The sequence below is a fragment of the Streptomyces sp. NPDC036815 genome, assembly GCF_055609205.1.
This window is the reverse complement of the sequence record NZ_JBVJPW010000007.1, coordinates 242,546-268,894: the sequence shown is the minus strand read 5'-3', so window position 1 is coordinate 268,894 and position 26,349 is coordinate 242,546. Positions and strand designations below refer to the sequence as shown.

The 26,349-nt window shown below is 71.1% G+C and carries 25 protein-coding genes and 2 tRNA genes; 16 read left to right on the top strand and 11 right to left on the bottom strand.

Translation table 11 applies throughout. From position 1 onward, the window contains the following. The first annotated feature begins 134 nt into the window (after nucleotides 1-134). From ACZ69I_RS17605 to ACZ69I_RS17595, 3 genes are all read left to right on the top strand, one after another. Nucleotides 135-503, top strand: coding sequence for a WhiB family transcriptional regulator (locus ACZ69I_RS17605; RefSeq protein WP_055555173.1), 369 nt, complete (start codon nucleotides 135-137; stop codon nucleotides 501-503). Then, complete coding sequence (locus tag ACZ69I_RS17600) at nucleotides 500-823, top strand: hypothetical protein (protein WP_467671065.1); 324 nt, start codon at nucleotides 500-502, stop codon at nucleotides 821-823. Before ACZ69I_RS17605 ends, ACZ69I_RS17600 begins: the two co-directional genes overlap by 4 nt. A gap of 144 nt (nucleotides 824-967) precedes the next feature. Beyond that, entirely contained in the window at nucleotides 968-1,159 is a 192-nt protein-coding gene (locus ACZ69I_RS17595) for a hypothetical protein (protein WP_467671067.1), read from the top strand. A gap of 13 nt (nucleotides 1,160-1,172) precedes the next feature. Here ACZ69I_RS17595 and ACZ69I_RS17590 read toward each other — a convergent pair whose 3' ends face one another. Next, nucleotides 1,173-2,600, bottom strand: a complete 1,428-nt coding sequence (locus ACZ69I_RS17590; protein WP_470833054.1) for an ABC1 kinase family protein — start codon at nucleotides 2,598-2,600, stop codon at nucleotides 1,173-1,175. Between the two features lie 41 nt (nucleotides 2,601-2,641). Beyond that, a complete protein-coding gene (locus tag ACZ69I_RS17585; protein WP_470833053.1) occupies nucleotides 2,642-3,784 on the bottom strand; it encodes a ThiF family adenylyltransferase in 1,143 nt (380 codons plus the stop codon). A 211-nt stretch (nucleotides 3,785-3,995) separates the two neighbouring features. Here ACZ69I_RS17585 and ACZ69I_RS17580 point away from each other — a divergent pair, with 211 nt between their 5' ends. From ACZ69I_RS17580 to ACZ69I_RS17565, 4 genes are all read left to right on the top strand, one after another. Further along, nucleotides 3,996-4,619, top strand: coding sequence for a M48 metallopeptidase family protein (locus ACZ69I_RS17580; RefSeq protein WP_470833051.1), 624 nt, complete (start codon nucleotides 3,996-3,998; stop codon nucleotides 4,617-4,619). A gap of 141 nt (nucleotides 4,620-4,760) precedes the next feature. Then, nucleotides 4,761-6,476, top strand: a complete 1,716-nt coding sequence (locus tag ACZ69I_RS17575; protein ID WP_470833050.1) for a TerD family protein — start codon at nucleotides 4,761-4,763, stop codon at nucleotides 6,474-6,476. Between the two features lie 11 nt (nucleotides 6,477-6,487). After that, on the top strand, nucleotides 6,488-7,168 hold the full coding sequence (locus ACZ69I_RS17570) for an AIM24 family protein (protein WP_361722062.1): 681 nt from the start codon (nucleotides 6,488-6,490) through the stop codon (nucleotides 7,166-7,168). Between the two features lie 16 nt (nucleotides 7,169-7,184). Next, the gene (locus ACZ69I_RS17565; RefSeq protein WP_467671079.1) at nucleotides 7,185-7,940 is read left to right on the top strand and encodes an AIM24 family protein; all 756 of its coding nucleotides are present in this window, start codon (nucleotides 7,185-7,187) and stop codon (nucleotides 7,938-7,940) included. Nucleotides 7,941-8,039: 99 nt separating this feature from the next. Here ACZ69I_RS17565 and ACZ69I_RS17560 read toward each other — a convergent pair whose 3' ends face one another. Together ACZ69I_RS17560 and ACZ69I_RS17555 are read right to left on the bottom strand one after the other, a co-directional pair. Beyond that, on the bottom strand, nucleotides 8,040-8,564 hold the full coding sequence (locus ACZ69I_RS17560; RefSeq protein WP_467671081.1) for an NUDIX hydrolase: 525 nt from the start codon (nucleotides 8,562-8,564) through the stop codon (nucleotides 8,040-8,042). Beyond that, nucleotides 8,561-10,027: a zinc-dependent metalloprotease gene (locus tag ACZ69I_RS17555; RefSeq protein WP_470833048.1), complete on the bottom strand. Its 1,467-nt coding sequence runs from the start codon at nucleotides 10,025-10,027 to the stop codon at nucleotides 8,561-8,563. Before ACZ69I_RS17555 ends, ACZ69I_RS17560 begins: the two co-directional genes overlap by 4 nt. 191 nt (nucleotides 10,028-10,218) lie before the next feature. Between ACZ69I_RS17555 and ACZ69I_RS17550 the strand changes: the two genes are divergently transcribed. The 4 genes from ACZ69I_RS17550 (at nucleotide 10,219) to ACZ69I_RS17535 (ending at nucleotide 13,630) form a co-directional block, all read left to right on the top strand. After that, complete coding sequence (locus ACZ69I_RS17550) at nucleotides 10,219-11,331, top strand: SDR family oxidoreductase (RefSeq protein WP_470833046.1); 1,113 nt, start codon at nucleotides 10,219-10,221, stop codon at nucleotides 11,329-11,331. A 168-nt stretch (nucleotides 11,332-11,499) separates the two neighbouring features. Beyond that, the gene (locus ACZ69I_RS17545; RefSeq protein WP_470833045.1) at nucleotides 11,500-11,964 is read left to right on the top strand and encodes a molybdenum cofactor biosynthesis protein MoaE; all 465 of its coding nucleotides are present in this window, start codon (nucleotides 11,500-11,502) and stop codon (nucleotides 11,962-11,964) included. Nucleotides 11,965-12,138: 174 nt separating this feature from the next. Further along, nucleotides 12,139-12,456: a hypothetical protein gene (locus ACZ69I_RS17540; protein ID WP_470833043.1), complete on the top strand. Its 318-nt coding sequence runs from the start codon at nucleotides 12,139-12,141 to the stop codon at nucleotides 12,454-12,456. A gap of 82 nt (nucleotides 12,457-12,538) precedes the next feature. Beyond that, nucleotides 12,539-13,630 (top strand): YlbL family protein, encoded by a 1,092-nt coding sequence (locus ACZ69I_RS17535; protein ID WP_467671090.1) that lies wholly within the window; start codon nucleotides 12,539-12,541, stop codon nucleotides 13,628-13,630. Nucleotides 13,631-13,695: 65 nt separating this feature from the next. Here the strand turns inward: ACZ69I_RS17535 and ACZ69I_RS17530 are convergent, their stop codons facing one another. After that, nucleotides 13,696-14,235 (bottom strand): PPA1309 family protein, encoded by a 540-nt coding sequence (locus ACZ69I_RS17530; RefSeq protein ID WP_467671092.1) that lies wholly within the window; start codon nucleotides 14,233-14,235, stop codon nucleotides 13,696-13,698. Between the two features lie 148 nt (nucleotides 14,236-14,383). Between ACZ69I_RS17530 and ACZ69I_RS17525 the strand changes: the two genes are divergently transcribed. The 4 genes from ACZ69I_RS17525 (at nucleotide 14,384) to ACZ69I_RS17510 (ending at nucleotide 19,697) form a co-directional block, all read left to right on the top strand. Then, the gene (locus tag ACZ69I_RS17525) at nucleotides 14,384-17,344 is read left to right on the top strand and encodes a UPF0182 family membrane protein (RefSeq protein ID WP_470833158.1); all 2,961 of its coding nucleotides are present in this window, start codon (nucleotides 14,384-14,386) and stop codon (nucleotides 17,342-17,344) included. Nucleotides 17,345-17,394: 50 nt separating this feature from the next. Next, nucleotides 17,395-17,468 (top strand) — tRNA-Met (locus ACZ69I_RS17520). A gap of 244 nt (nucleotides 17,469-17,712) precedes the next feature. Continuing rightward, on the top strand, nucleotides 17,713-19,533 hold the full coding sequence (locus tag ACZ69I_RS17515) for a tetratricopeptide repeat protein (RefSeq protein WP_470833040.1): 1,821 nt from the start codon (nucleotides 17,713-17,715) through the stop codon (nucleotides 19,531-19,533). Between the two features lie 90 nt (nucleotides 19,534-19,623). After that, nucleotides 19,624-19,697: transfer RNA gene (locus tag ACZ69I_RS17510), tRNA-Met, on the top strand. 60 nt (nucleotides 19,698-19,757) lie between these two features. On the opposite strand, the gene ACZ69I_RS17505 is transcribed toward ACZ69I_RS17510, so the two are convergent. From ACZ69I_RS17505 to ACZ69I_RS17490, 4 genes are all read right to left on the bottom strand, one after another. After that, a complete protein-coding gene (locus tag ACZ69I_RS17505) occupies nucleotides 19,758-20,891 on the bottom strand; it encodes an ABC transporter substrate-binding protein (RefSeq protein WP_470833156.1) in 1,134 nt (377 codons plus the stop codon). A 41-nt stretch (nucleotides 20,892-20,932) separates the two neighbouring features. Continuing rightward, complete coding sequence (locus ACZ69I_RS17500; protein WP_470833039.1) at nucleotides 20,933-21,805, bottom strand: ABC transporter permease; 873 nt, start codon at nucleotides 21,803-21,805, stop codon at nucleotides 20,933-20,935. Next, the gene (locus ACZ69I_RS17495; RefSeq protein ID WP_470833037.1) at nucleotides 21,802-22,605 is read right to left on the bottom strand and encodes an ABC transporter ATP-binding protein; all 804 of its coding nucleotides are present in this window, start codon (nucleotides 22,603-22,605) and stop codon (nucleotides 21,802-21,804) included. Before ACZ69I_RS17495 ends, ACZ69I_RS17500 begins: the two co-directional genes overlap by 4 nt. Nucleotides 22,606-22,776: 171 nt before the next feature. Next, on the bottom strand, nucleotides 22,777-23,193 hold the full coding sequence (locus ACZ69I_RS17490) for a Fur family transcriptional regulator (RefSeq protein ID WP_470833035.1): 417 nt from the start codon (nucleotides 23,191-23,193) through the stop codon (nucleotides 22,777-22,779). Nucleotides 23,194-23,319: 126 nt separating this feature from the next. On the opposite strand from ACZ69I_RS17490, the gene ACZ69I_RS17485 reads away from it, so the two are divergent. Next, complete coding sequence (locus ACZ69I_RS17485; RefSeq protein ID WP_470833033.1) at nucleotides 23,320-24,789, top strand: catalase; 1,470 nt, start codon at nucleotides 23,320-23,322, stop codon at nucleotides 24,787-24,789. Between the two features lie 66 nt (nucleotides 24,790-24,855). Here ACZ69I_RS17485 and ACZ69I_RS17480 read toward each other — a convergent pair whose 3' ends face one another. After that, nucleotides 24,856-25,257, bottom strand: coding sequence for a CBS domain-containing protein (locus ACZ69I_RS17480; protein ID WP_467671104.1), 402 nt, complete (start codon nucleotides 25,255-25,257; stop codon nucleotides 24,856-24,858). Nucleotides 25,258-25,482: 225 nt separating this feature from the next. Beyond that, the gene (gene hisN, locus ACZ69I_RS17475; RefSeq protein ID WP_467671106.1) at nucleotides 25,483-26,283 is read right to left on the bottom strand and encodes a histidinol-phosphatase; all 801 of its coding nucleotides are present in this window, start codon (nucleotides 26,281-26,283) and stop codon (nucleotides 25,483-25,485) included. Nucleotides 26,284-26,349: the final 66 nt, after the last annotated feature.

The following is a 26,349-nucleotide window of genomic DNA, read 5'->3' as shown; positions in this document are numbered from 1 at the left end:
CCCACCCGGGATCCGCGGCCCTTCTGTTTTCCCCAGAACAGGGAGAACAGAGCGAAGGGGCCGACAGCAAGACCCGGTACCAGCCGCCAACCGGCCGACCCAGGCCGGCACGACCAGACGAGGAAAACACCACCGTGCAACTCGAAGCGCACGCCCCGTCCGTACCGCCTTCACAGACGCTCCCCCCGCCCGCACCCACGGAGGACCCGACCTTGACCCCCCTGACTGCGCTCACCGCGCTCGACGACGCCATCGAGAACCTCGGCGTACCCGTTCCCTGCCGTGCCTACGACCCGGAGGTCTTCTTCGCGGAGTCCCCGGCCGACGTCGAGTACGCCAAGTCCCTCTGCCGGACCTGCCCGCTGATGGAAGCCTGCCTCGCCGGCGCCAAGGAGCGGCGTGAGCCGTGGGGCGTCTGGGGCGGCGAACTGTTCGTCCAGGGTGTCGTCGTTGCCCGCAAGCGGCCGCGTGGTCGCCCGCGCAAGAACCCGGTCGCCGCATGAGCACCGCCGGAACCATCGACCGCCCCCTGACGCACGACCCCAAGAAGCAGGCCCCGATGAAGGCAGCCACGCGTGAGCCCGCCGGCTCCGCCACCACAGACTTCACCACCACCGGCGCGCACGTCGCGCGCCAGAACAGGACCCGTGAGATGCAACTCATCCCAGAAGCCATGGCTCGTGCGCATATGCACGAACGACTGCGCGAGGCCGAGGCCCAACGCCCGGCCGAGCGCCTGATGGCGGCCCGCCGCATGCAGCGCCGCGCGGAGCGCGCCTCGCTGCGTGCCCGGCGCGCGCTCGCCATCGCGGTCATGCAGTAGGAGCCACACAGAAGCTGTCACGCCGAAAGCGCCGCCGACGCGGCTCGGCACCCTGACAGATGCCACGGGGGGCGGTCCGAACGGACCGCCCCCCGTGGTGCGTTGTGCTCCCCGATCTTCCCGGTGCGGCGCTATGGTCGCCGGGTGGACCAGCAGAACCCCCAGCCCCAGGAGACCGGGAATCTCGTGTGCTGCCGCTGCGGCGCGGTCGCCGAGGGCACGCCACCGACCTGGACCTGCTCCGTGGAGAACGGCGCCCGCCGCTACTTCTGCGACGCCTGCGCACGGGAGAACATCAGAGCCATCGAAGGGCGCCTCGACTCCGCCTGGTGGTGAGCCTCTCCGCGGCTCAGGCCTCCGCCGCCGCGCCACCCTCCCGAGCCTCGACCAGTTCCTCCGACTCCGTGAGCTCCTCGGACTCCGTGAGCTCCTCGGACTCCGTGAGCTCCTCGGTCTCCTCCACGAAACCGGGCAGCCACTCCTCCAGCTCGTCCCGCATCCGTACCGTCGCGCCCAGCTGGCACAGCACCCCGATCGTGCTCACCGTCACGCGGTGGATCAGCAGATACGCCGGGGGCAGGTTCAGATACCGGCCCAACTGGTAGGCGGGGGAGCGGACATCGGCCAGCCGCGCCGCGTGCTTGCGCATCCAGGCACGGGTGAAGGTGAACTCGTCGACGGCCATGGGCTCGATGATCGGCAGCAGGTAGTCGAGCACCGCCTGCGGCTCGAGATCCACGGACTCCTTGACGAAGCCCTCCTCGCACAACATGTCGTAGACCGCGTCGGCCTCGCCCGCCAGCGTCATCCGCAGGGACGTGCCGATGGTCGGGGGCAGCCCGTCGGGCAGCCGGTCCACCGTGCCGAAGTCGAGGACCCCGAGGCGGTAGCCGTCCTTCTCGTCGGGGAGCAGACGGAAGTTGCCCGGGTGCGGGTCGGCGTGCAGCAGTCCGGTGCGGGCCGGTCCCGAGAAGAGGAAGTGGGCAAGGAGCTGTCCCGCCCGGTCGCGCTGTTCCTGCGTACCCTCCGAGATCACCTTCGACAGGGGCGTCCCGTCCATCCACTCGGTGACCAGGACCTGGTCGCTCTGGTGCACCACCTGGGGCACCACCACCTGGGGGTCGTCCGTGAACTCCTCGGCGTGCGCCTGCTGGGCCGCGGCCTCCAAGGCGTAGTCGAGCTCCTCCGACACGCGGTCCCGCAGTTCCGCGATGAGGGGCTTGATGTCCATCCCGGGAATCAGCGGCCCCAGGAGCCGGGCGAAGCGTCCGAGCTGGTTGAGGTCGGACAGCAGCGCCTCGCCCGCTCCCGGGTACTGCACCTTGACGGCGACCTCACGGCCGTCCGTCCAGACGGCCCGGTGCACCTGGCCGATGGACGCGGCGGCCGCCGGCTTGTCCTCGAACTCCAGGAAGTACTCGCGCCAGTCCGTGCCCAGACGCTCCGCGAGGACGGAGTGCACGGTGCTGGTCGGCATCGGAGGCGCCGCTTCCTGCAGCTTCGTCAGCGCGGCGCGGTACGGCCCCGCGATCTCCTCGGGCAGCGCGGACTCGAAGACGGACAGCGCCTGCCCGAACTTCATGGCGCCGCCCTTCAGCTCGCCGAGGACCTTGAAGAGCTGCTCGGCCGTGCGCTGCTGCAGCTCACGCGCGACGATCTCCGCGGACCTGCCTCCGATCCGCTTGCCGAGCCCCCAGGTAGCGCGCCCCGCGAAGCCGAGTGGCAGCGCGGCCAGTTTGGCGGTACGGGTGACCGCCTTCCGGGGAAGATCAGACATGCGCCCCTCCAAGTCCCAGACAGCCGCGCCCTCTCAGGCGGTTACCCGGCCATTGTTGCGTGCGGCTCCGAACCGGCGGTGGGCCGATCCCCCCTAACGGACATCCCCGCCCCACAAGAGCATGATGGATGGGCCCAAATCGGGCTCGAGCGCCACTCGAATCCGGGCACGGCTGCCTTCCAGCGCGCGCCCGCGCAGGCCGATGACTCCCCGTCCAGAAAGGCGAGGGCGTGCCCCGCCGCGAGCCCGGCGACCGACGTCGACAGGGCCACGTCACACGCGGGCACCTGCCGGGCGTGCCCCGAGCGCCACTGGGCCAGCATCCGGGGCCAGGTGGGGTCGCGGTCCGCGCGCTGCCGGAAGAGACACTCGGCGCACGCGGTCGCCCCCGGCAGGACCAGCGGGCCCACCACCCCCGTGCCCTCGATCACTCCGGCGTACAGGTGGGGCGTGCCCGAGGCGAGGAGTTCCTCGGCCGCGGCGGGCGCGGGAGCATACGCATCCAGACCGTCCCTCGGGGCGATGACCACGAGGGACAGTCCCGCCGTCCCCTCCGGCTCAGCCTCCTGCCGGGGGCGGCGGACCGGACGGCCGGGCGCCGACTGCCGCACCACCCGGCGCACCGTGGTGTCCCTGCGCTCCCCGACGGACTCCGCGGGCAGGCCGCCCGGTGCGACGTCCCACGGCCGCACATGTCCGCCGTCCAGCACATCGACCCGGCCGACCCCGGCGGCCGCGAGCACCGAGGCCACGACGGCGCCCACCCGACCGGCGCCCTGGACCCGTACCCGCATGGTCCGACGCGCCGCCATCTTCGCGATCGCACCGCCCGGCTCGGGCGACAGGAGCGACAGCGACGCCACGTCGGCCCGCAGCCGGTCCATGACCTCGTCCCGCTCGCGCAGGGAGTCGGCCGCCGCTCCGCCGCCCGTCGAGTCGTCGAGGAGTCCGGCGCGCGAGAGCTCTCCCAGGAGTCGGTCCACGTGCCCGTCGGGCAGCCCCATCCGCCGGGCCTCCTCGCGCAGCAGCGGCAGCCCCCGGGTGCCGTCAAGGAGGGTCAGGAAGCTGCTCGTCGCCGTGTCCATCGGGCCGAGCACCAAGGCGTGCGCGGGCGCCACCCCGAACTGCACGGTGCTCAGGTCCCGCCAGCCACGCCGGAGCGCCGGCTTCACGATCGGATGCATCAGACGCATGGTCGTCCCCCGTCGGCCGGTCGGCGCGGTCCCGTCCGCCGCGTCGATCGAATGCCAGAATGCCCGCCTCGCCGGACGCTTGCGTCGCGTTGTCCACAGGCGGGGGGTGTTCGTCGTACTAATCAAACGCACGGGGTGCGGAACGGCGCCGAACCGTCCCGGAGGCGGGACTTCCCCCATGCCCAGCGGGTAACGTCGGGGCGTGCCCGCCGACCCGTCCTCTCGCGTCGCTGGGGAGACCTCAGCGCGTCGCGCCGGAACTCCACAGCGCAGCACGACCAGCCCGGCGCCGTCCGGCGCGGCGGCCAGCGCGGTCGAGGTCAGACGGAGCGCGCGCCGTCGCAGAACGGTCTCCGCGTACCGGGAGGGCGACCGCACGGTCGTCCTCATCCCCGCCCGGATGTCCGAGGCGGAGGAGCAGCGCTGGGTCAACGTCATGCTCGACAAGCTCGCCGCCCAGGAGAGCAAGCGGCTCCTCGGCGACGCGGAGCTCGCCGAGCGTGCCGGGCAGCTCTCGGAGCAGTACTTCGGAGGCCGCCCCAGACCGGCCTCGGTGCGCTGGGTCACGAACCAGAACACCCGGTGGGGCTCCTGCACGCCGGCAGAGGGCAGCATCCGCCTTTCGCACCGGCTGCAGGGCATGCCCGAATACGTCGTGGACTACGTCCTCGTCCACGAGCTCGCCCACCTCCTCGTCCCCGGTCACGGCCCCCGCTTCTGGCGCCTCCTCGAGGCCTACCCCCGCACCGAGCGGGCCAGGGGGTACCTCGAAGGAGTGGTCGCGGCGAGCCGGCTGCCGCACCTTCCCGCCGCCCGCGAGGAGTGAACGTCCGCGACCGCGCGGAGTGCACGTTCGCCGGATCCCGAGGGTTGTGTAGCGGGTCTGTACCGGCTTCGCTCGCCGTCAGACTTTGCGGTTAGCCTGACGCGACGTATTCACATTCGGGATGGGGGACGGTCGTTACGTATGGCCAGGGAATTCCAACGCGGCCACAAGGCCAAGATCAGTGATCTCACTCCGGGCACGGACCTGTACGTCGGCGTACAGATCTCCGCCCCCGGGCTGACCTTCGACATCAGCTGCTTCGGCCTGGACGCGAGCGAACGGCTCTCGGACGACCGTTATTTCATCTTCTTCAACCAGCCGAAGTCGCCCGAGGAGTCGATCCAGCTCCTCGGCGCGCAGGCGGGTGACAGCGAGTCCTTCCGCGTCACGCTCGACCGCATCCCGCAGCAGATACAGCGGCTGTCGTTCACGGCGACGGTCGACGGCGCCGGGCAGATGTCGCAGGTCGCCTCCGGGTACATCCGCATCGTCGCGGGCGGCGAGGAAGTCGCGCGCTACGCCTTCAACGGCTCGGAGTTCTCCACGGAGCGCGCCGTCATGCTGGGCGACTTCTACCTGAAGGACGTCTGGCGGTTCGCCGCGATCGGCCAGGGCTTCGACGGCGGACTCGACGCGCTCCTGAAGAACTTCGGCGGCGAGGTCGCCGAGGAGGAGCCCGCCGCTCCGCAGCAGCCGCAGGGCGCCGCTCCCTCCTTCGCGCCGCCCGCGCAGGCCGCGGCGCCGCCCGCGTTCGGTGCCCCGGCGGCCGCCGCGCCGCCCCAGGCGCCCGCCCCCGCGCAGCACTTCGCGCCGCCCCAGGGCGCCACTCCGCCCCCGCCGCCCGCGCCCGCGAACCCGTCGGTGCACGCCGCGCAGACCGTCGTCGCCCCGTTGAACCAGCCGCCGGGCGGCCCCGTGCCGCCTCCGCCGCCCCCTTCGCCGTACGGCCAGCCGGGCCAGCAGCCCCCGCAGCAGCCGCAGTTCGGCCAGGTCCCCGGCCAGCAGGCCCCCGGCCAGACCGCGCCCCTGCCGCCGGGCTACGGCCAGCAGCCGCAGGCCCCGATGCCCCCCGGGTACGGCCAGCAGCCCGGCGCCCCCATGCCTCCCGGCTACGGGCAGCAGCCTCCGGGCGGCCAGTTCCCGGGCCAGGCCGCCGCCCCCCAGCCCGCCGCCCCACAGGGCGCGGCTCCGCAGGGCGCCGGTGTGGCCGCCGCCCTGCAGAAGTACCGCGAGGCCCCCACCGGCCAGCGCTGGACCCAGCAGAACGAGAAGCTGGTCCGTGTCGACCTGGGCGTCGCTGACCAGCCGATCCTGGCCCGTCAGGGCAGCATGGTGCTCTACCAGGGCAAGGTCGAGTTCAGCTACAAGGGCGCGGGCTTCGCCGGGCGCATCGTCGGCAACTCCACCGGCCAGGAGATGCAGCTGATGCGCTGTTCCGGCCGCGGCCAGGTCTTCCTCGCCGAAGAGGGCACCCACCTGCACCCCATCGAGCTCCAGGGTGACGCGATCTGCGTCTCCGCGGAGAACGTCCTCGCCTTCGACGAGAGCCTCCAGCACGAGGTGCGCAGGATCGAGGGGCACGGGATTCCAGGCGGCGCCCTGTTCGTCATGCAGTTCCAGGGCACCGGCACGATCATCGTGAAGACCCACGGCGTACCCGTCGTGCTGCCCGTCACGCCGACGACGTTCGCCGACTGCCACGCCGTCGTCGCCTGGTCGGCCGCCGCGCAGGCGATCGTCTCCAGCCAGGTACGGCTGCGCAGCAACGCCTACGCGGGTTCCACGGGGGAGAGCGTGAACCTCCAGTTCCGTGGCGCGCCCGGCAATTTCATCGTCGTCCAGCCGTACGAGGTCTGAGGGAGCCCGTCATGAATCAGCAACTCGCGGGCTTCGCTCCCGCACCCGTCGCCACCCGCATGGAGAACCACGGCCACCACATGGTCAAGGTGGCCATGCAGACCGGCAACGACCTCTTCGCGCGCGTGGGCTCGATGGTCGCCTACGAAGGGTTCGTGCAGTACGAGCCGAATCCGCCCGCCGTCCGTCAGGTCGCGCGCGAGTGGATGACCGGCGAGGGCGCGCCCCTGATGAAGTGCTCCGGAGACGGCCTCCTCTATCTGGCCGACTACGGAGCGGACGTCGTCGTCATCAATCTGGCGGGCGACTCCCTCTCGGTGAACGGCACCAACCTGCTCGCCTTCGACGCGTCCCTCCAGTGGGGCGTCGAGCGGGTCAAGGGCATGGCCAAGTTCGCGGGCCAGGGCCTGTGGAACATCAAGATCTCCGGTCAGGGCTGGGTCGCGCTGACCTCCCGCGGAACCCCGATCGTGGTCGACTGCGGCCGCGGCGAGGACGAGACGTACGTCGACCCGGACGCCCTGATCGCCTGGTCCCCGAACCTGAAGGTGAAGGGCAAGCGCAGTTTCAAGGCCGGCTCCCTCATCGGGCGCGGCAGCGGCGAGGCCTACCAGATGGGCTTCTCAGGAGAGGGCATCGTCGTCGTACAGCCCAGCGAGGACAGCACCGACCGTCTCCGAGCACGGGGCTGAGGGGGAGCAACACACCATGCAGAGTCCACTTTTCGCGCACGCCGAACAGCAGACGCAGGAGCGCTACTCCGTCCAGAACCCGCAGATGCTGCGGGTCGCCCTGGAAGGCCACGACGACGTCCTGGCCCGCAAGGGGGCCATGGTCGCCTACCAGGGGCTGATGGAGTTCGACGCCGAGTACCAGAGCCGGGGCAACCAGCGCGCCCGCGCGCACACCGGTGAGGGCCTGGACCTGATGCGCTGCCACGGCCAGGGGACGGTCTACCTCGCCAACCTCGCCCAGTACATCCACGTGGTGGACGTGGACCAGGACGGCCTGACCGTGGACAGCAGCTATGTCCTCGCCATGGACTCGTCGCTGACCCACCAGGTCATCGCCGTGGACAGCCAGTACGGGATCTCAGGGTCCGGCAAGTACCAGCTCAACATCACCGGACGCGGCAAGGTCGCCCTGATGACGTCGGGCCAGCCGCTGATGCTGCAGGTCACGCCCGACCGGTACGTCAACGCCGACGCCGACGCGATCGTCGCCTGGTCCAACGGCCTGCGCGTCCAGATGCAGGCCCAGACCCACTCCTCGGGCGTGTGGCGGCGCCGCGGCAACACCGGCGAGGGCTGGGAGCTCAGCTTCATGGGCCAGGGTTACGCGCTCGTCCAGCCCAGCGAGATGCTGCCGCCCCAGAACGCGGTCATCGGACAGGGTGCCCAGGCGCAGTTCGGGATGGGCCAGCAGGGCGCCCGGGGGGCGAACCAGGGCAACGTCTGGAGCTGAGCGCTCCGCTTCGGTGAAGCAGCGGACAGGTCGCGGGGAACTGCGGGCCGGCTGTGGCTGGTCGCGCAGTTCCCCGCGCCCCTTTCAGGGGCGCCCCCGCTAAAGGCGCGCCCTCGTCGCCTTCACGAGGCGCACCACCGACTCGTCTGCCACCCCCGCCACCTCGTCATACGCGAACCAGCGCAGGTCGAGGGACTCGTCGCTGATCGCCTCGACCGCGTCGGCCGGGGCGAGCGCGGCGTACTGCACGTCCAGGTGCTGCGTGCACGGGCCCGGGATCGGGTGCCGGTCCAGGCGGACGGGGCCGCCCGCGAGCAGCGTCAGGCCGGGCACGCCGGACTCCTCCGTGGCCTCGCGCAGCGCCGCCGCGGCCAGCGTCGCGTCGCCCGGCTCGCAGTGGCCGCCCATCTGGAGCCACATCCGCAGCTTCTTGTGCAGGGTGAGCAGCACCCGCCCGCGCGAAGGGTCGACGACCAGGGCGCTCGCGGTCACATGGCCCGCCGTGCAGGCCTTCCACATGCCGTCGTCGCCGTGCTCGGCCAGGTGGTCCAGGTAGGCCTGGCGCAGTTCGGGCTGGTCCTCGTAGCCCTTGAGCACGAGGACCGCGTCGTCGTACAGACTCACTTGCCGTCTTCGCCCTTGTCCTCGTCGGACTCCTCGCCCTTGTCCTTCGAGAGGTCCGGCTTGGCGGGGCCGGACCCGGCCGCCTCGCCGAGCATCTTGTCCAGCTCGGAGAAGTCCAGCTGCTCGCGGTGGACGAAACCGTCCGGGTCGTCCAGGTCGGAGGCGGTCGGCAGCATGTCCGGGTGCTCCCACAGGTCGTCCCGGCCGTCCACGCCGCGCGCGTCCGTGAGGGAGGCCCACAGGCGCGAGGCGTCCCGCAGACGGCGCGGGCGCAGCTCGAGACCGATCAGGGTCGCGAACGTCTGCTCGGCGGGCCCTCCCGTGGCGCGGCGGCGGCGCAGCGTCTCCCGGAGGGCGTCAGCGGACGACAGGCGCGGCTTGGCGGCGGCGTGGACCACCGCGTCCACCCAGCCCTCGACGAGCGCGAGAGCCGTCTCCAGACGGGCCAGAGCGGCCTTCTGGGCCGGGGTGTCCTCCGGCTGGAACATGCCCTGCTGAAGCGCTTCCTGCAGCTGCTCGGGGTTCTGCGGGTCGAGCTGGCCGACCACGTCCTCCAGCTTGGCGGTGTCGACCTTGATCCCGCGCGCGTACCCCTCGACCGCTCCGAACAGGTGCGAGCGCAGCCACGGGACGTGGGCGAAGAGGCGCTGGTGGGCGGCCTCGCGCAGCGCCAGGTAGAGCCGCACCTCGTCCTTGTCGACGCCCAGGTCCTTGCCGAAGGCCTCGATGTTCACCGGGAGCAGCGCCGCCTTGCCGGACGGGCCGAGCGGCAGGCCGATGTCGGTGGAGCCGACGACCTCGCCCGCGAGCACGCCCACGGCCTGGCCGATCTGCTGGCCGAACATGGCGCCGCCCATGGAGCGCATCATGCCGATCAGCGGGCCCGCCATGGCCTGCATCTCCTCGGGCAGCACGTCGCCCATGGCAAGGCCGACGCGCTCGGCGACGGGGTCGACGAGCTCCTTCCAGACCGGCAGGGTCGCCTCGACCCACTCGGCGCGGCTCCACGCCACCGCCGTGCCGGACCCGGACGGCAGCGACGTCGCGTCGTCCAGCCACAGGTCGGCCAGGCGCACGGCCTCCTCGACGGCGGAGCGCTCGGCGGGGCCGACGCTGGCGTCCTTCGTGCCGTCCGCCGTGCCCTGGGACACGGTCTGGCGGGCGATGTCCTTGGCCATGTCCCAGTTCACCGGGCCGCCCTCGTACGAGAGCATCTGGCCGAGCTGCTGGAACGCGGCCCCCAGGTCGTTCGGGTTCATCGAACCGAACATCGCGGCGAACGGATTGTCACCGCCGCCGGGACCGCCCGCGCCCGGGAACCCCCCGAAACCGAACGGGTTCGCGGGGCCACCTGCGCCTTGTCCCCCGCTCTGGCCCTCTCCAGGGGATTCCTTCTTCTTGCCCTCGTCGCCGTCTTCCGGCTCCTCCGGCGGAAGGCCGAATCCGAATGGGGTGTCACTCACGGGATTCCTCGGCTCGTCAGGCCGCCGGTAATGTGCCGGCGGCGGCTGCCCTACAACACCACCCAGCGTAGACACCGTGACGGGATCGGGCCTCGGTGCTTCGCCGACTCATGGCCTGCGGCAGGATGGATGCCACCTGGTACGTACGCGTCATTCGCGTACGTACTGAAGACAACCGCTGGAGACGCCCGGTGAGTTCCCCAGATCCACAGGTTCGCGCAGCGCGAAACCCGTCAACCCCGGCGCCCGTCCGAGGGCCCGTCGTCGCCGTGACCGGCGCGGCCTCCGGGGTGGGCGCGCTGCTGACCGAGCGCCTCGCGGCCTCGGAGGAGATCAAGCAGGTCATCGCCATCGACGAGCGCCGCGGTGACTGCTCGCAGGCGCAGTGGCACATTCTGGACGTGCGGGATCCGGCCATCGCCGAGAAGCTGCGCGGCGCGGACGTCGTGGTGCACCTGGCGCTCGACCTCGACCTGGAGACGGACGGGGCGGCCCGCACCGCCTACAACGTGCGCGGCACCCAGACCGTCCTGACGGCCGCCGCCGCCGCGGGCGTGCACCGGGTCGTCCTGTGCACGTCGGCGATGGTCTACGGAGCGCTGTCCGACAACGAACTGCCCCTCTCCGAAGACGCCGAACTGCGCGCCACCGCCGAGGCCACCGGCGTCGGCGACCTCCTGGAGGTCGAGCGCCTCGCCCGCCGGGCGCCCCGCGCGCACCCCGGCCTCAACGTCACCGTCGTCCGGCCCGCGACCCTCGTCGGCGGCACGGACACGGCCCTCACCCGCTATTTCGAGTCGCCCCGCCTCCTGGTCGTGGCGGGCTCACGCCCCGCCTGGCAGTTCTGCCACATCGAGGACCTGTGCAGCGCTCTGGAGTACGCGGTCCTCGAGAAGGTCGACGGCGAGCTCGCCGTCGGCTGCGACGGCTGGCTGGAGCAGGAGGAGGTCGAGGAGCTCAGCGGGATCCGGCGCATGGAGCTGCCCTCGACGGTCGCCCTCGGCGCCGCCGCCCGGCTGCACAGGATCGGCCTGACGCCGTCCCCGGCCGGCGACCTCGCGTACACGATGTACCCCTGGGTGGTCAGCGTGAGCAGGCTGCACGACGCCGGGTGGCGGCCGCAGTGGACCAACGAGGAGGTCCTCTCGGAGCTGCTCGAAGAGGTCTCCGGACGGCGCACCGTGGCCGGCCGGCGCCTCGGCCGCAAGGACGCCACGGCCGCGGGCGCGGCGGGCGCGACGGTCGCACTCCTCGGCGCCGCCGCGGTGGTGCGCAGGGCGCGGAAGGCGCGGCGCAGGATCTGAGGGTCGCGGGCCCGCCGTCTGCCGTCCGCCGGGCGGACGCGCGGGCCGTGGACGTCCTGGAGAGGGCCCGTGCGGGCGGCTCCCTGTAGGGAGCTCCAAGGCGACACGCGCGCGTGCCGGGGGAAAGGTCTATTCCGCGCGGCCCGTGCCGTCAGGCACCATGGCCGCATGGCACGCACCACGATGGACCACCCCGGCGAGCAGGCCGCCCAGGACCCGATCCGCCTCCTCGCGATCCGTGACACCCCGCTCTCGCTGGACGAGGTCTTCCGGGCCGTCGGCGACGACGCGGCGGGCGGCACGGCACTTTTCGTGGGGACCGTGCGCAATCACGACGGCGGTGCGGACGTCGACCAGCTGGGGTACTCGACCCACCCCAGCGCGGAGGCGGAGATGCGCCGGGTGGCCGAGAAGGTCGTCGCCGCGTATCCGGTGCGCGCCCTGGCGGCCGTGCACCGCGTCGGTGACCTCGCCGTCGGCGATCTCGCGGTGGTCGTGGCGGTCTCCTGCCCGCACCGCGCGGAGGCCTTCGACGCCTGCCGCAAGCTGATCGACGACCTCAAGCACGAGGTGCCGATCTGGAAGCACCAGCGCTTCTCCGACGGCAAGGAGGAGTGGGTGGGCGCCTGTTGAGACGGGTGCGGGAGCGCGGGGGAGCGCGCTCCGACGCGGGGTACATCGGCTGAGGTGCGATTGACCCGTGTGGCTCCGGTTGCGTAACCCGACCCCTGCCGTGAGCGTTGACCATGCAGATGGTTAATCTGCTGATCAGTCAGTTGTGGTGGATCATGGGGTCGGGAGGTCGACATGGCATCACTTGCCTGGTTGCTGATTCCGCTCCTGGCGGCCGTCGGTGCGGGTCTGTGGGGCAGCTGGGCCGCCCGTAACCGCAAGTCCGGCCGGACGGGTGACGCCACCGAGCTCAACGGCTACGCCGCGTTCCGCGAGGCGATGGAGAAGTCGCGCGGGGCGGAACGGCCCCGCCGGAGCGTGCGGTCCGACGAGCCCGAAGAGGCCGCCGAGCCCGAAGAGGCCGAGCTCCGCGAGAGCGCGCTCGACGCGAACGAGCCCCACCGGACCGAGAAGCACCACGTGGTCATGGAGAAGTCCGCCACGGGGACCTAGGGCCCTGCTCAGCCCGGCCGGGAGGCCCCGTACGGACCGGCCCCAGGGGTGCTCCCACAGGCAGGTCCCGTACTGTCGTTCCATGCCACGCCGCACCGCGACGATGCTCGCCTCCACCCTCATGCTGATCGCGCTGCTCTGCGCCGGAGTGCTCATCAAAGTGCCGTACTCGGAGATGTCTCCCGGTCCCACGGTGAACACCCTCGGGGACCACGACGGCGAACCGGTTCTGCAGATCTCCGGGCGGAAGACCTATCCCACGACCGGCAATCTCAACATGACGACGGTCCGGGTCACGAGCGCCGACTACAACATGAATCTCGCGGAGGCCGTCTACGGCTGGCTGGCGCACGACAACATCGTGGTGCCGCACGACACGCTCTACCCGGACGGCAAGACCGAGCAGCAGTCCTCCCAGGAGAACGCCGAGGAGTTCAGCCTCTCCCAGGAGAGCGCCAAGGTCGCGGCGCTGCGGCAGCTGGACATCCCGGTGAAGTCCCAGGTCATCGTCTCCACCGTCTTCAAGGGCGACCCGGCGGAGGGCAAGCTGCACGCGGGTGACGTCATCAAGAAGGTCGACGGCAAGCCCGTCAAGGAGATGACGGACGTCGCCAAGCTCGTCACCAAGCACAAGCCCGGCGAGCCCGTGACCTTCTCGATCGTCCCGGTCAAGGAGGCGGCCGCCGCCGAGAAGGCGGGCAAGGAAGCGACCGGCACGGACGACATCAAGATCACGACGGAGCCGGCCGAGGGGGACGCCGACCGCGCGGTCGTCGGCATCCAGGCGGGCACCGACCACACGTTCCCGTTCACGATCGACATCAAGCTGGCCGACGTGGGCGGCCCCAGCGCCGGCCTGATGTTCGCCCTCGGCATCGTCGACAAGCTGACCCCGGACGACCTCACCGGCGGCAAGTTCGTGGCCGGCACCGGCACCATCGAGGACAACGGCAAGGTCGGCCCGATCGGCGGCATCGAGATGAAGACCGTCGGCGCGCGCGACAAGGGCGCCGAGTACTTCCTGACGCCGAAGGCCAACTGCGCGGCCGCCGCGAAGGACGTCCCCGACGGGCTCAAGCTCGTGAAGGTGAACACCATCGACGACGCGGTGAAGTCCCTGAAGAAGATCCGCAAGGGGGACACCGCAGGCCTGCCGCAGTGCGCGGCGAGCTGACCCCGCGGGACGGACAGCTGTACGCGGGCGGCGGACCACCCGCGTACAGCACCTAGGACCTTCCCCTACGCGAACGTCGCCGCGAGTGCCTCCGCGAGGCCCGGCACCAGGTCCGAACCGGTGAGGACCTCCGTCGCGGAGTCCTTCTCGCGCAGCCGCAGCGCGGACTCGCGCGCCCCGTCACGGAGCACCGCCACGGTCATGCGGACCTCCTGGCGGTCCGGGTGCTCGGCCACCCACTTCGCGAGCTGCGCCTCGCTGAGGCCCTCCGGGACGGACGTCTCGGCGGACGGCGGCAGCATCAGGCGCTCCACCGTGAGGGCGCAGCCCGTCACCGCGTCGGGCCAGGCGATGGTGCCGAGGAACTCGTCCAGCGGCTTGTCGGCGGAAATCTCCTCCTGCTCGATGGGCGTGTAACCGGCGTGTTCCACGCCGTCGTCGAGGCCGAGCTGGGAGGCGAGGCCGGGTTCTTGGGTACGCAGACGCGCCGTGTCGACCAGCGCGAAGAGGCGGGCGGGCCGGTCCCAGCCGAGGCCGGAGACGTACTCGTCGATCTCGAGCACTGCCCGCGTGAGGGGGCTCGCTGCCATGGGAGTGTTGGACATGGTCACAATCCTGCCTCGTTAGTCCCGAGAAACGGGAACCGAGTAAAGCGTGAGTAAGTTGCATAGGTGTGGGTCCGCGATCTCGGGGGCCTGACGGACCAACAGCTCATCAACAGCGAACTTCGAGGTGCGCACCTTGGCTTTCCAGATGCCGGACCGCGGCGGAGGCCCGACGGGGCCACGGATCAGAGTGGGCCGACCCTCCCGGCGCGTCCGCACCCTGCTCATGACACTGGGGGTACTGGCCGTCCTGGCCATGGCCTTCGTCATGTTCGCGGGGTTCTGGACGGACTGGCTCTGGTACCGCTCGGTCCACTACTCATCGGTCTTCACGACGACCCTGTGGACCAAGATCGGCCTGTTCTTCGTCTTCGGCCTCCTGATGGCGGCCGCAGTCGGCGTGAACATCTGGCTGGCGCACCGGCTGCGCCCGCCGCTGAGCGCCATGTCGATGGAGCAGCAGAGCCTCGACCGTTACCGGATGGGAATCGCCCCCTACAAGAAGTGGCTCCTCATCGGGGTCACCGCTCTGGTGGGGCTGATCGCGGGAGCGTCCGCCGCGGGACAGTGGCGCACCTGGCTCCTGTGGGTCAACGGCGTGCCCTTCGGTCAGAAGGACCCGCAGTTCCACATGGACGTGGCGTTCTTCGCGTTCGACCTGCCCTGGTACCGCTTCCTGCTCGGCTTCGGCTTCGCGGCGACGGTGCTCTCGCTGGTCGCCGCCGCCCTGACGCACTACCTGTACGGCGGCCTGCGGATCACCAGCCCGGGCGCGCGCGCGACCGCGGCGGCCACGGGGCACCTCTCGGTGCTCCTCGGCGTCTTCGTGTCGCTCAAGGCCATCGCGTACTGGCTCGACCGGTACGGCCTCGCGGTGAAGTCCAGTGACTTCAAGGCGACGGGCAACTGGACCGGCCTGCGGTACGTCGACGCGAACGCGTACCTGCCGGCGAAGACGATCCTGTTCTGCATCGCCGTCATCTGCGCCATCCTCTTCTTCGCGACGCTCTGGCGGCGCACCTGGCAGCTGCCCGTCATCGGCTTCGGCCTGATGGTGCTCTCGGCGATCCTCATCGGCGGGCTCTACCCCGCGATCGTCCAGAAGTTCCAGGTCCAGCCGAACGAGCAGGCCAAGGAAGCGCCGTACATCGAGAAGAACATCGAGGCCACGCGCAACGCGTACGGCATCAACGGCGTGAAGCCCCAGGAGTACAGGGGCGCGGGCAAGGTCGAGGAGGACTCGAAGAAGAAGCGCGAGAACGCGGACACGGCGGCCAACTACCGGCTGAACGACCCGAACATCGTCTCGCCCACCTTCCAGCAGCTGGAGCAGGAGCGCAGCTACTACCAGTTCCCGAAGACGCTGGACGTGGACCGCTACAACGGCCAGGACACCATCGTCGGCCTGCGCGAGCTGAACGTGAACAAGCTCGACAAGCGGAACTGGATCAACGACCACTTCGCCTACACCCACGGCTACGGCATGGTCGCCGCCAAGGGCACGGAGACCAAGAAGGGCTCCAAGGGCGCCCCGGCGTTCACCGAGTCCGGCCTGCCCACCAACGGTGACCTCGGCGAGTACGAGCAGCGGATCTACTACGGCGAGAAGACCAGCCAGTACTCGATCGTCGGCGGGCCCCAGAAGGAGCTCGACTACGAGGAGAACGGCGGCGGTCAGAAGACGTACAGCTACAAGGGCGACAGCGGCGTCAACCTCTCCAACCCGATCAACCGCGCGGCCTACGCGGTGTCGTTCGGAGAGCCGCAGATCCTCTACTCCGGAGCCATCGGCGAGGGCTCCCGGATCCTCTACAACCGCACGCCCAAGGAGCGCGTCGAGGCGGTGGCCCCCTGGCTGACCATCGACGGCGACGTCTATCCGACGGTGGTCGACGGCCGCATCCAGTGGGTCGTCGACGCGTACACGACCAGCAACGGCTATCCTTACGCCTCGCGGACGACGCTCGGCGACACCACGGCCGACTCCCTGTCGCAGGCCGACAGCCAGCGCACCGTGATCGCCCAGCAGAACCAGGTCAACTACATCCGGAACTCGGTGAAGGCGACCGTCGACGCGTACACCGGTGACGTCAAGCTCTACACCTGGGACGACAAGGACCCGGTCCTGAAGACCTGGAAGAAGGCGTTCCCGGGCACCGTCAAGGACAAGAGCGAGATCCCGCCGAAGCTGATGGACCACCTGCGCTATCCGCAGGACATGTTCAAGGTCCAGCGCGAACTGCTGACGAAGTACCACGTCACGGACCCCGGCCAGTTCTACAACGCGAGTGACGCCTGGCAGGTGCCGAACGACCCGACGAAGAAGGACGACAGTGCGGTCCCGCCGTACTACCTGTCCCTGAAGTCGCCCGGTCAGACACAGCAGCAGTTCTCTCTGACGACGACGTTCACACCGAGCGAGCGGCCCAACCTACGGGCCTTCATGACGGTCGACGCCGACGCCAGAAGCAAGAACTACGGCAGGATGCAGCTGCTCAGAGTCCAGGGCGACGTCGACGGACCCGAACAGGTCCAGAACAAGCTGAACTCCATGACGCAAGTCGGCAACTTCGTGCGAGATATGAAGGGCGCCGACTCCGACGTCCTCTACGGCAATCTGCTGACCGTGCCACTGGACGACGGCTTCCTGTACGTCGAACCCGTCTACGTACAGGGACGCAAGTCGGCGTATCCCCTCTTGAAGAAGGTCGCCGTCTCGTACGGCACGGAGACCGCCTTCGCGGACACGCTCGGCGAGGGGCTCAACGAGGTCTTCAGCGCCGAGGGCGCCACCAAGCCACCGGGTGAGGGCCGGGACGAGCCGACCAAGCCGCCCAGGACGAGCGATCCGACGGTCCAGGCCGCGCTCGACGACGCCCAGAAGGCGTTCGAGGAGGGCCAGGCCGCCATGAAGAAGGGCGACTGGAAGGCGTACGGCGAGGCCCAGGACCAGCTGCAGGAGGCCCTGGAGCGCGCCGAGGAGGCATCGGCGAAGGCCAACGACAAGAGCGCAGGGAGCGGCGACAAGAAGGCCGACAAGGGCGCCGACAAGAGCAGTGACAAGGGCGGGGACAAGAAGGACGACCCCGAGGCCGACAAGACCGGCTAGTGGCTGGTCAGGCTGCCCCCTCGCGCCGTGGTACGGTTTGAACACAACGGCGCGGGGTGGAGCAGCTCGGTAGCTCGCTGGGCTCATAACCCAGAGGTCGCAGGTTCAAATCCTGTCCCCGCTACTGCAAGGTGAAGGCCCGGATCCTTACGGATCCGGGCCTTCGTCGTGTGTGCCGGGGCACGTGCGGCGGCCGGTGGCGGTCGTGTGCGGGTGTCCTATGCCAAGACATGCGAACGGTGCGAGGTCGGGGGAGAGTTGGGGGATCTGTGTTTGACTTATCTCTCTGTGGGCATGTCGACAAAACGCTGAAGTGACCTCACTGGCTGCGGTATACCAGGTGTACCCAGGTTGCAGGTGGTGCGACGATGGACGTTATGGGGGACAAGGCAACTCTGTTGGAGACAGGGCGGTTTGTGCAGCCGGCCGACCGGGAGGATCCCGGGGCGGCCGCCGAGGAGATGCGCCATCGGCTGGCCGCCGAGGCCGGCGACGTGGACGCGATGAGCGTTCTCGGAAGCCTTCTGCTGCGCCGCGGTGATCTCGACGGGGCCGAATCCCTGCTGCGCGCCGCGACCGCCGCGGGCGACCGGGCGGCGGCCAACAACCTCGGTGTCCTCCTCCACCAGCGCGGGTACGCCGACGAGGCGGCCGGCTGGTGGCGGGTCGCCGCCGTCGCCGGTTCCGCGGCGGCCGCGCACGCGCTCGGGCGCCACCACCGCGAGCGCGGTGACGAGCCCGCCGCCGAGTACTGGCTGCGCCAGTCCGCCGAGGACGGCCACACCCTCGGGGCGTACGCGCTCGCCGATCTCCTGGAGCACCGCGGTGACGTCGGCGCCGAGCGCTGGCTGCGCGTCGCCGCCGAGCGCGGCCACCGCGAGGCCGCGTACCGTCTGGCCCGCGCGCTCGACCGGCGGGCCACCACGGAGCGCGGCGAGCACCCCTCGCGCGCGGAGCACGGCGACGACGAGACCAAGGGGCCTGCCGACGAGGCCGAGCAGTGGTACCGCCAGGCGGCCGCCCGCGGGCACCGCAGGGCCGCGCTGCACCTCGGCGCGATCCTGGAGCGGCGCGGCGAGCTGAAGGAGGCGGGCCGCTGGTACCTCAACTCCGCGAAGGACGGGGAGTCGAGGGCGGCCTGCGCGCTCGGGTTCCTGCTGCGGGACGCGGGCGACGAGGAGAGCGCCGCCGTCTGGTGGCTCAAGGCCGCCCAGGACGGCGACGGCAACGCCGCGAACGCCCTGGGCGCGCTGCACGCGGAGCGGGGCGAGACGCAGACCGCCGAGCGCTGGTACCGCGCCGCCATGGACGCGGGCGACGTGAACGGCGCGTACAACCTCGGGCTGCTCTGCGCCGAGCAGGACCGCACCGCGCAGGCCGACCAGTGGTACCGCCGCGCGGCGTACGCCGGGCACCGCGAGGCGGCCAACGCGCTCGCCGTGCTGCTGCTCCAGGGCGGCGACGCCGCCGGGGCCGAGCCGTGGTTCTCCAAGGCCGCGGAGGCCGGCAGCGTCGACGCCGCGTTCAACCTCGGGATCCTGTACGCGAGCAGGGACGACGAGGCGGGTGCCCTGCGCTGGTACGAGCGCGCGGCCGCGGCCGGGCACACCGACGCCGCGCTCCAGGTCGGCACCGCGCGGCTGCGCGCGGGCGACGACCGGGAGGCCGAGCGGTATCTGCGGTGCGCGGCGGGAGGCGGCAGCGCCGAGGCGGCGTACCGGCTCGGGATGCTGCTCGACGCGCGGCGTCCGGCCGCGGCCCCGCCCGCGCTCGGCGAGCCCGCGGCGGAGAAGAGCGAGTGCGAGGAGTGGTACGAGCGGGCCGCCGAGCAGGGCCACCGGCGGGCCCAGGTCCGGGTCGGCATGCTGGCCTCGGGCCGGGGCGACGTCGTCGAGGCCGCGCGGTGGTACCGCAAGGCCGCGGAGGCGGGCAGCCGCAACGGCGCGTTCAACCTCGGGCTGCTCCTCGCCCGCGAGGGCAGCGAGCCGGAGGCGGCGCTGTGGTGGACGCGGGCCGCCGACGCGGGGCACGGGCGTGCGGCGCTGCGGCTCGCCCTGCTCTACGCCCGGCGCGGGCAGCTGGCGCAGGGGCAGCGGTGGGCCTCGCGGGCGGTCGATCTCGGGCCCGCAGAGGTGTCCGAGCGGGCCGGGCGGCTGCGCGAGGCTCTGCGGCAAGAGCTCTCCGCGTAGGGGCGGGCGCACCGCGTCCGCCCCGTCCCGGGGCCTCACTGGAACAGATTTGCGCTGGTCGTAGCCCTGACGTAGAGTTGTATTCACCGACGCGGGGTGGAGCAGCTCGGTAGCTCGCTGGGCTCATAACCCAGAGGTCGCAGGTTCAAATCCTGTCCCCGCTACTGACGGTCGAGGGCCGGAAGCCGATTGGCTTCCGGCCCTCGATTCATGTGTGCCCGACCTCATGTGTGCCCGACCGCCTCCTCGTACAGCGTGCGGTCCACCGCCTTGCTCTCCGGGACCCCGGCGCCCTCCGAGACCCCCGCCGCGCGGTACGCGTCCTGCAAGCGGTCCGTCGTGCCCGCACGGATCTCCCAGTCCATGCGCAGGGACGGGGTGGAGAGCAGCACCTCCTCATCCGTCTTGAGCAGCCTGGCGAGCTCCCTCGCGAAGGGCTTGTCGGCCTTGTAGTCGGCGGCGAAGTACGTGTTGACCGTGCGGATGTACGCGCGCAGCAGCGCGACGCCCGCGTCGGGGTCCTTCTTCAGCAGGTTCGGGCCGAAGAGGAGGCCGCCCAGGGGCTCGGCCGGGGGCTGGCCGCCGAGGAACGCGTACTTCTTGTCGCCGTCGACCTCGCGCCAGACCGGGTCGAGGAGCCACGCCGAGTCGGTGCCGCCGTTCTGCAGCGCGGTGAGGACGTCGGCCGAACCCAGCTGCTGGAACCGGATCTTGTCGAGGCCGCCGCCGTGCTTCTTCAGGGCCTGGTTCATGGGGTACGCGATGACGGACCCCTTGCCGATCATCGTGCCGAGCTTGCGGCCCGCCATGGGGACGTGGGCGGCGCTCTCGTGATTCTTGAGCCGCACCCACAGGCCGCTCTTGGACCGGGGGTCGGGGGAGAAGTTGCCGGCCGTCCACTTGATGTCGAAGCCGCTGGTGATGCCGTTCATCACGGCGGCCTCCGGGGCCGCCCACTGGGCGTCGACGTCGCCCTTGGCGAGGAGGGGGAGCGCGTCGGGGGTGGGCAGCACCTTCAGGTCGACGTTCAGGCCCTCCTTCTTGAACTCTCCCTTTTCCAGGGCCATGTGGAGCGGGGCGACGTACTCGGCGCTCAGGGTGCCGGTCGCTATCGTCAGGCTGCGCTCCTCGGGGAGCGGGTCGGGGGCGGGGGTGCGGGGCGCGCAGCGGGCCGGAGCGCGGTCGGGTGACAGGTCGGCGGGGTCGGTCCAACTGCCCTTGCCGCAGCCGGGGACGGCGGTGACGGTGCGGGGCTTCGCGGGGGTGGACGGGGCTTCGTCGTCCTCCTTCGCGCAGCCCGCGGTGGCGAGCAGCGAGCCCGCGGCGAGCAGGGCGAGTGCGGTGGAGCGGGTGCGCATGGCGCCTCCGGATGCTGTCTTCGTACGTACGTCGGTGGAGGTCATGACTGGCTTCGGCCGCGGTCGCGCGGCGCCCAGGGGGTGAGCAACCGGCCCGCGATCCGCACCAGTTCGGAGAAGACGACGCCGAGCACGGCGACACAGACGATGCCGACGAACATCACGTCGTTCTGGAAGAGGGCGCGCGAGTCGAAGATGAGGTGGCCCAGACCGTCCGCCGCCGCGATCTGCTCCGAGGCGACGATGACGAGGACCGCGACGCCCGCGGCGATCCGCGCGCCGACCAGGACGGCGGGCAGCGAGGCGGGCAGCAGGACGTGGCGGAACATCTGCCAGGGCGAGGTACCGAAGACCTGGCCCGCGTCGCGGTGGCCGGAGGGTACGGCGAGGACCGCCGCCATCGTCGATATCCAGACGAAGAAGAAGACCGTGGCGGCGACGAGGGCGATCTGCGGGCCCTCGCCGAGGCCGAACATGTTCAGGAAGACGGGCAGGAGCGCCAGTTTCGGGACCACGTACAGCGCGTCGAGGGTGGGTTCGAGGGCGGCGCGCACGACGGAGAGCGAGCCCATCAGGAGGCCGAGCGCGTACCCGGCGACCGTGCCGATCGCGTACCCGGCGAGCACGCGCTTGAGCGTGGCCCACACGTCCGGCCACAGATCGCCGTCCGCCGCGCGCTGCCAGCCGTCCTCCAGGATGGTCTGCGGCGCGGGGTAGACGCGGTCGTCGATCCAGCCGCTGACGGCGGCGAGCTGCCACAGCAGGACGAGGACGACGGGGACGCCCGCGGCGAGCGACAGCTCCAGGGCGCGGCGGCGGCGATGCGTGCGGACGGGGTGGAGCTCTTGCGGGCCGGGCCTTCTGACCAGCACCTCTTCCCGCGGGGCGGGGCTCTTGCCGGTGGCGGTGGTCATGCGGCCGCCACCGTGCCGACCTCGGCGCGCAGCAGCTCCCACAACTCGCTCTTCAGCGCGGTGAATTCGGGCGCCGCGCGGACCTCGCCGCTGCGGGGGCGCGGGAACGGCGGGTGGCGCTGCGCGATGACGCGGCCGGGCCGGGCCGACATCACCAGGACGCGGTCGCCGAGGACGATCGCCTCTTCGAGGCTGTGGGTGATGAAGAGGGTCGTGGTGCGGGTGGTCTGGGTGAGGGCGAGGAGCTCGTCCTGGAGGAGCGTGCGGAGCTGGGCGTCGAGCGCGGCGAACGGCTCGTCCATGAGGAGGATCTCGGGCTCCACGGCCAGGGCGCGGGCTATGGCGACGCGCTGGCGCATGCCGCCGGAGAGGGCGGCGGGGTAGGCGTCGGCGAAGTCGGCGAGGCCCATGCGGGTCAGCCAGTCCGTGGCGCGGGCGTTCGCCTCGCGGCGGGGGACCTTCTGGACGTCCAGGCCGAAACGCACATTGGCCCGCACGGTCTTCCAGTCGTAGATGCCGTAGTCCTGGAAGATCATCGCGATGGGGCGGCGGGCGGCGGTGCGGATGCCCAGCTCGCCCGAGCTGGGCCGCAGCAGGCCGGCGGCGATGCGGAGCAGGGTCGACTTGCCGCAGCCCGAGGGGCCGACGACGCAGGTGAACTCGCCGGGGGCGATGTCCAGGTCGACGGGGCCGAGGGCGTGCACCGCCCCGGCGGCGCGGCCGAAGGTTCTGGTGACCGCGCGGGCGCGGAGTTTGGGGTGCGGCGGGTGCGGCGGGTGCGGCGGGTGCGGAGCTTCCACGGCTTCTCCTTGCGGAGGGCAGGCGGACGGCGGGCGCCGCAGAGAATATGACGGTGCGTCAGATCTTGGAAGGGGTGCGCCGTGGCCGAGATCCACCGGTGCCGGGGGCATGCCGAAGGGGTCCGGCACCGAGAACGGTGCCGGACCCCTTCGTGACGTACGGGAGAGTGCTTACGCGGCCGCGCAGTTCGGGCAGACGCCGCGGTACGTGACCTCGACGTCCTCGATCGTGAAGCCGAAGCGCTCCGAGTCGGGGAGGGCGCTCAGGGGGTTGCCCGTGGGGTGCACGTCGCGGATGGCGCCGCAGCGCGCGCAGACCAGGTGCTGGTGGGGGCGGTGCGCGTTCGGGTCGTACCGCTTGGCACGGCGGTCCGTCGAGACTTCGAGGATCTCGCCGAGGGTCACCAGCTCGCCCAGGGTGTTGTAGACGGTCGCCCGGGAGATCTCGGGCAGCTTGTCCGTGGCGCGGGCGTGCACCTCGTCCGCGGTGAGGTGGACGTGGTCCCCGTCGAGGACCTCGGCCACGACGCGCCGCTGCGCTGTCATGCGCCAGCCGCGTCCGCGCAGTCGTTCCAACAGGTCACTCATGTGAGCCAGCCTAACAGGCGGGGGACCTCAGTCCCGAACGGATGCGACTTTGGATCGTCGCTTGACTTAGACAAAGTCCATCGTAGGATCGAGTACGGAAAACACCAAGGGACAGGACTTGCAGGAATGACGCAGGAGGCGCACGTGACGCAGGGACCGCTCACCACGGAGGCCGGGGCGCCGGTCGCCGACAACCAGAACAGCGAGACCGCGGGCGTCGACGGTCCGGTCCTGGTGCAGGACCAGGCGCTGCTCGAGAAGCTCGCCCACTTCAACCGCGAGCGGATCCCGGAGCGGATCGTGCACGCCCGCGGCGCCGGTGCGTACGGCACGTTCACGCTGACCCGCGACGTCTCGCAGTGGACGCGTGCGAAGTTCCTCTCCGAGGTCGGCAAGGAGACCGAGACGTTCCTGCGCTTCTCCACCGTGGCGGGCAACCTCGGTGCGGCCGACGCGGTGCGCGACCCGCGCGGCTGGGCGCTGAAGTTCTACACCGAAGAGGGCAACTACGACCTCGTCGGCAACAACACCCCGGTCTTCTTCATCCGGGACGCCATCAAGTTCCCCGACTTCATCCACACCCAGAAGCGGGACCCCTACACGGGCTCGCAGGAGGCGGACAACGTCTGGGACTTCTGGGGCCTCAGCCCGGAGAGCACCCACCAGGTGACCTGGCTCTTCGGTGACCGCGGCATCCCCGCCTCGTACCGCCACATGGACGGCTTCGGCTCGCACACCTTCCAGTGGAACAATGAGGCCGGTGAGGTCTTCTGGGTCAAGTACCACTTCAAGACCGACCAGGGCATCAAGAACCTCACCCAGGACGAGGCCAACAAGCTCGCCGGTGAGGACCCCGACTCCCACCAGCGCGACCTGCGCGAGGCCATCGAGCGCGGCGACTTCCCGTCCTGGTCCGTGCAGGTGCAGATCATGCCGGCGGCGGACGCGGCGAACTACCGCTTCAACCCGTTCGACCTCACCAAGGTGTGGCCGCACGCGGACTACCCGCCGATCGAGATCGGCAAGCTGGAGCTCAACCGCAACCCGGAGAACATCTTCGCCGAGGTGGAGCAGGCCATCTTCTCGCCCGCCCACTTCGTGCCGGGCATCGGCCCGTCCCCCGACAAGATGCTCCAGGGCCGCCTCTTCGCGTACGGCGACGCCCACCGCTACCGCGTCGGCATCAACGCCGACCACCTGCCGGTGAACCGTCCGCACGCCACCGAGGCGCGCACTCACTCGCGTGACGGCTTCCTGTACGACGGCCGCCACAAGGGCGCGAAGAACTACGAGCCGAACAGCTTCGGCGGCCCGGCCCAGACGGGGCGGCCGCTGTGGCAGCCGATCCCGGTCACGGGCGGCACCGGCAACCACGCGCCGGCCGTCCACGCCGAGGACAACGACTTCGTGCAGGCGGGCAACCTCTACCGCCTGATGTCCGAGGACGAGAAGGACCGCCTGGTGGAGAACCTGTCGGGCTTCATCGCCAAGGTCTCGCGCGAGGACATAGCCGAGCGCGCGATCGACAACTTCCGTCAGGCCGACGGTGACTTCGGCAAGCGGCTGGAGGCCGCGGTCCAGGCCCTGCGCGGCTGACCTGTGCCACTTGCCGTGGATGAGCGACGGGCCGGATCCCCTCGGGGACCGGCCCGCCGCCGTGTGTCAGCCCGCCACGGTGGCCGCCGCGCGCCGCACCGGCGCCCAGCAGCGGATGATGTCGCGGACCGAGACGATCCCGGTCGGTTCGTTCCCGTCCATGACGATCAGGTGCCGGAAGCCGCCGTGCGACATGGCGTCCGCGGCGTCCTCCAGGGTCCACGAGGGGCAGGCGAAGACGACGTCCGTCGTGGTGTGCGTGCCGGCGGTCTCCTGGTCCGGGTCCTGGCCGAGGCCGAGGGAGACGAGGATGTCGCGTTCGGTCAGGATGCCGAGTCCGTAGGTGTCGGGGTCGAGGACCACTGCGGCGCCGACGCGGCGCGCCGACATCAGCCGGGCGGCCTGACGGAGGGTGTGGGCGGGGCCGATGGTGAGGACCATCGAGCTCATGGCGTCGCGGACGAGCATGGGCGTGAGCCACCTCCTTGGTGAATCCGCGGTCTCCCGGAGGGCGAAGGATTGCCTCCGCTACCGGCTTGGAGAAGGGATTCACAAGTTCACAAGTGGGGGGACTCATAGAGTCGCAGCCCTGCCGGAGGGCAGCAAGGGGGCGCGTGCGGTCAGTTCGGGGCGTGTGCGGTCCTGGCCCGCGCGCCGGTGTGGATCGCGACCCGGGTGATACGGGGTGCGGGCTCAGTAACGCTGGTTGAGGTAGCCGAGCAGCTCGTCGTGGAGCACGCCGTTCGAGGCCGCCGCGTTGCCGCTGTGCGGTCCCGGCCTGCCGTCGAGACCGGTGAAGGTGCCGCCCGCCTCCGTCACCACGATCGCGGTCGCCGCCATGTCCCAGAGCGAGAGCTCCGGCTCCGCGCAGAGGTCGACCGAGCCCTCGGCGACCATCATGTACGGCCAGAAGTCGCCGTAGCCACGGGTGCGCCAGACCGCCCGCGTCAGGTCGAGGAAGCCGTCGAGGCGGCCCTGCTCCTCCCAGCCGGTGAGCGAGGAGTACGCCAGGGAGGCGTCCGAGAGCCGCGAGACCTTGGAGACCTGCAGCCGGGTCGCCGAGCTGAGCGAGCGCCCCGTGTAGGCGCCGCCGCCCTTCGCCGCCCACCAGCGGCGCCCGAGCGCGGGCGCCGACACCACGCCGACCACCGGCTGGTAGCCGCCCTCGCCCGCCTCCATCAGCGAGATCAGGGTGGCCCAGACCGGCACGCCGCGCACGTAGTTCTTGGTGCCGTCGATCGGGTCGATCACCCAGCGGCGCGGTCCCGTGCCCTCGACGCCGTACTCCTCACCGAGGATCGCGTCGCGCGGCCTGGCCCGCTGGAGGTTGCCACGGATCAGCTCCTCGGCGGCCTTGTCGGCCTCGCTCACCGGCGTCATGTCCGGCTTGGTCTCGACCTTCAGGTCGAGGGCCTTGAACCGGTCCATGGTCGCGGCGTCGGCGGTGTCCGCGAGGACGTGGGCGAGACGCAGATCATCGTGGTAGTCGGGCATGGGTGAACAGTATCGATCTCGTTCGGCACGATCCACAGCGCCGGGTCGCGGGGGCTCGGCCCTGCC

Coding starts and splice junctions, on each gene's coding strand:
- ACZ69I_RS17600 (WP_467671065.1), top strand. CDS start 500: ATGAGCACCGCCGGAACCATCGACCGCCCCCTGACGCACGACCCCAAG.
- ACZ69I_RS17590 (WP_470833054.1), bottom strand. CDS start 2,600: ATGTCTGATCTTCCCCGGAAGGCGGTCACCCGTACCGCCAAACTGGCC.
- ACZ69I_RS17585 (WP_470833053.1), bottom strand. CDS start 3,784: ATGCATCCGATCGTGAAGCCGGCGCTCCGGCGTGGCTGGCGGGACCTG.
- ACZ69I_RS17575 (WP_470833050.1), top strand. CDS start 4,761: ATGGCCAGGGAATTCCAACGCGGCCACAAGGCCAAGATCAGTGATCTC.
- ACZ69I_RS17570 (WP_361722062.1), top strand. CDS start 6,488: ATGAATCAGCAACTCGCGGGCTTCGCTCCCGCACCCGTCGCCACCCGC.
- ACZ69I_RS17565 (WP_467671079.1), top strand. CDS start 7,185: ATGCAGAGTCCACTTTTCGCGCACGCCGAACAGCAGACGCAGGAGCGC.
- ACZ69I_RS17545 (WP_470833045.1), top strand. CDS start 11,500: ATGGCACGCACCACGATGGACCACCCCGGCGAGCAGGCCGCCCAGGAC.
- ACZ69I_RS17540 (WP_470833043.1), top strand. CDS start 12,139: ATGGCATCACTTGCCTGGTTGCTGATTCCGCTCCTGGCGGCCGTCGGT.
- ACZ69I_RS17535 (WP_467671090.1), top strand. CDS start 12,539: ATGCCACGCCGCACCGCGACGATGCTCGCCTCCACCCTCATGCTGATC.
- ACZ69I_RS17530 (WP_467671092.1), bottom strand. CDS start 14,235: ATGTCCAACACTCCCATGGCAGCGAGCCCCCTCACGCGGGCAGTGCTC.
- ACZ69I_RS17525 (WP_470833158.1), top strand. CDS start 14,384: ATGCCGGACCGCGGCGGAGGCCCGACGGGGCCACGGATCAGAGTGGGC.
- ACZ69I_RS17515 (WP_470833040.1), top strand. CDS start 17,713: ATGGACGTTATGGGGGACAAGGCAACTCTGTTGGAGACAGGGCGGTTT.
- ACZ69I_RS17505 (WP_470833156.1), bottom strand. CDS start 20,891: ATGCGCACCCGCTCCACCGCACTCGCCCTGCTCGCCGCGGGCTCGCTG.
- ACZ69I_RS17500 (WP_470833039.1), bottom strand. CDS start 21,805: ATGACCACCGCCACCGGCAAGAGCCCCGCCCCGCGGGAAGAGGTGCTG.
- ACZ69I_RS17490 (WP_470833035.1), bottom strand. CDS start 23,193: ATGAGTGACCTGTTGGAACGACTGCGCGGACGCGGCTGGCGCATGACA.
- ACZ69I_RS17485 (WP_470833033.1), top strand. CDS start 23,320: ATGACGCAGGAGGCGCACGTGACGCAGGGACCGCTCACCACGGAGGCC.
- ACZ69I_RS17480 (WP_467671104.1), bottom strand. CDS start 25,257: ATGCTCGTCCGCGACGCCATGAGCTCGATGGTCCTCACCATCGGCCCC.
- hisN (WP_467671106.1), bottom strand. CDS start 26,283: ATGCCCGACTACCACGATGATCTGCGTCTCGCCCACGTCCTCGCGGAC.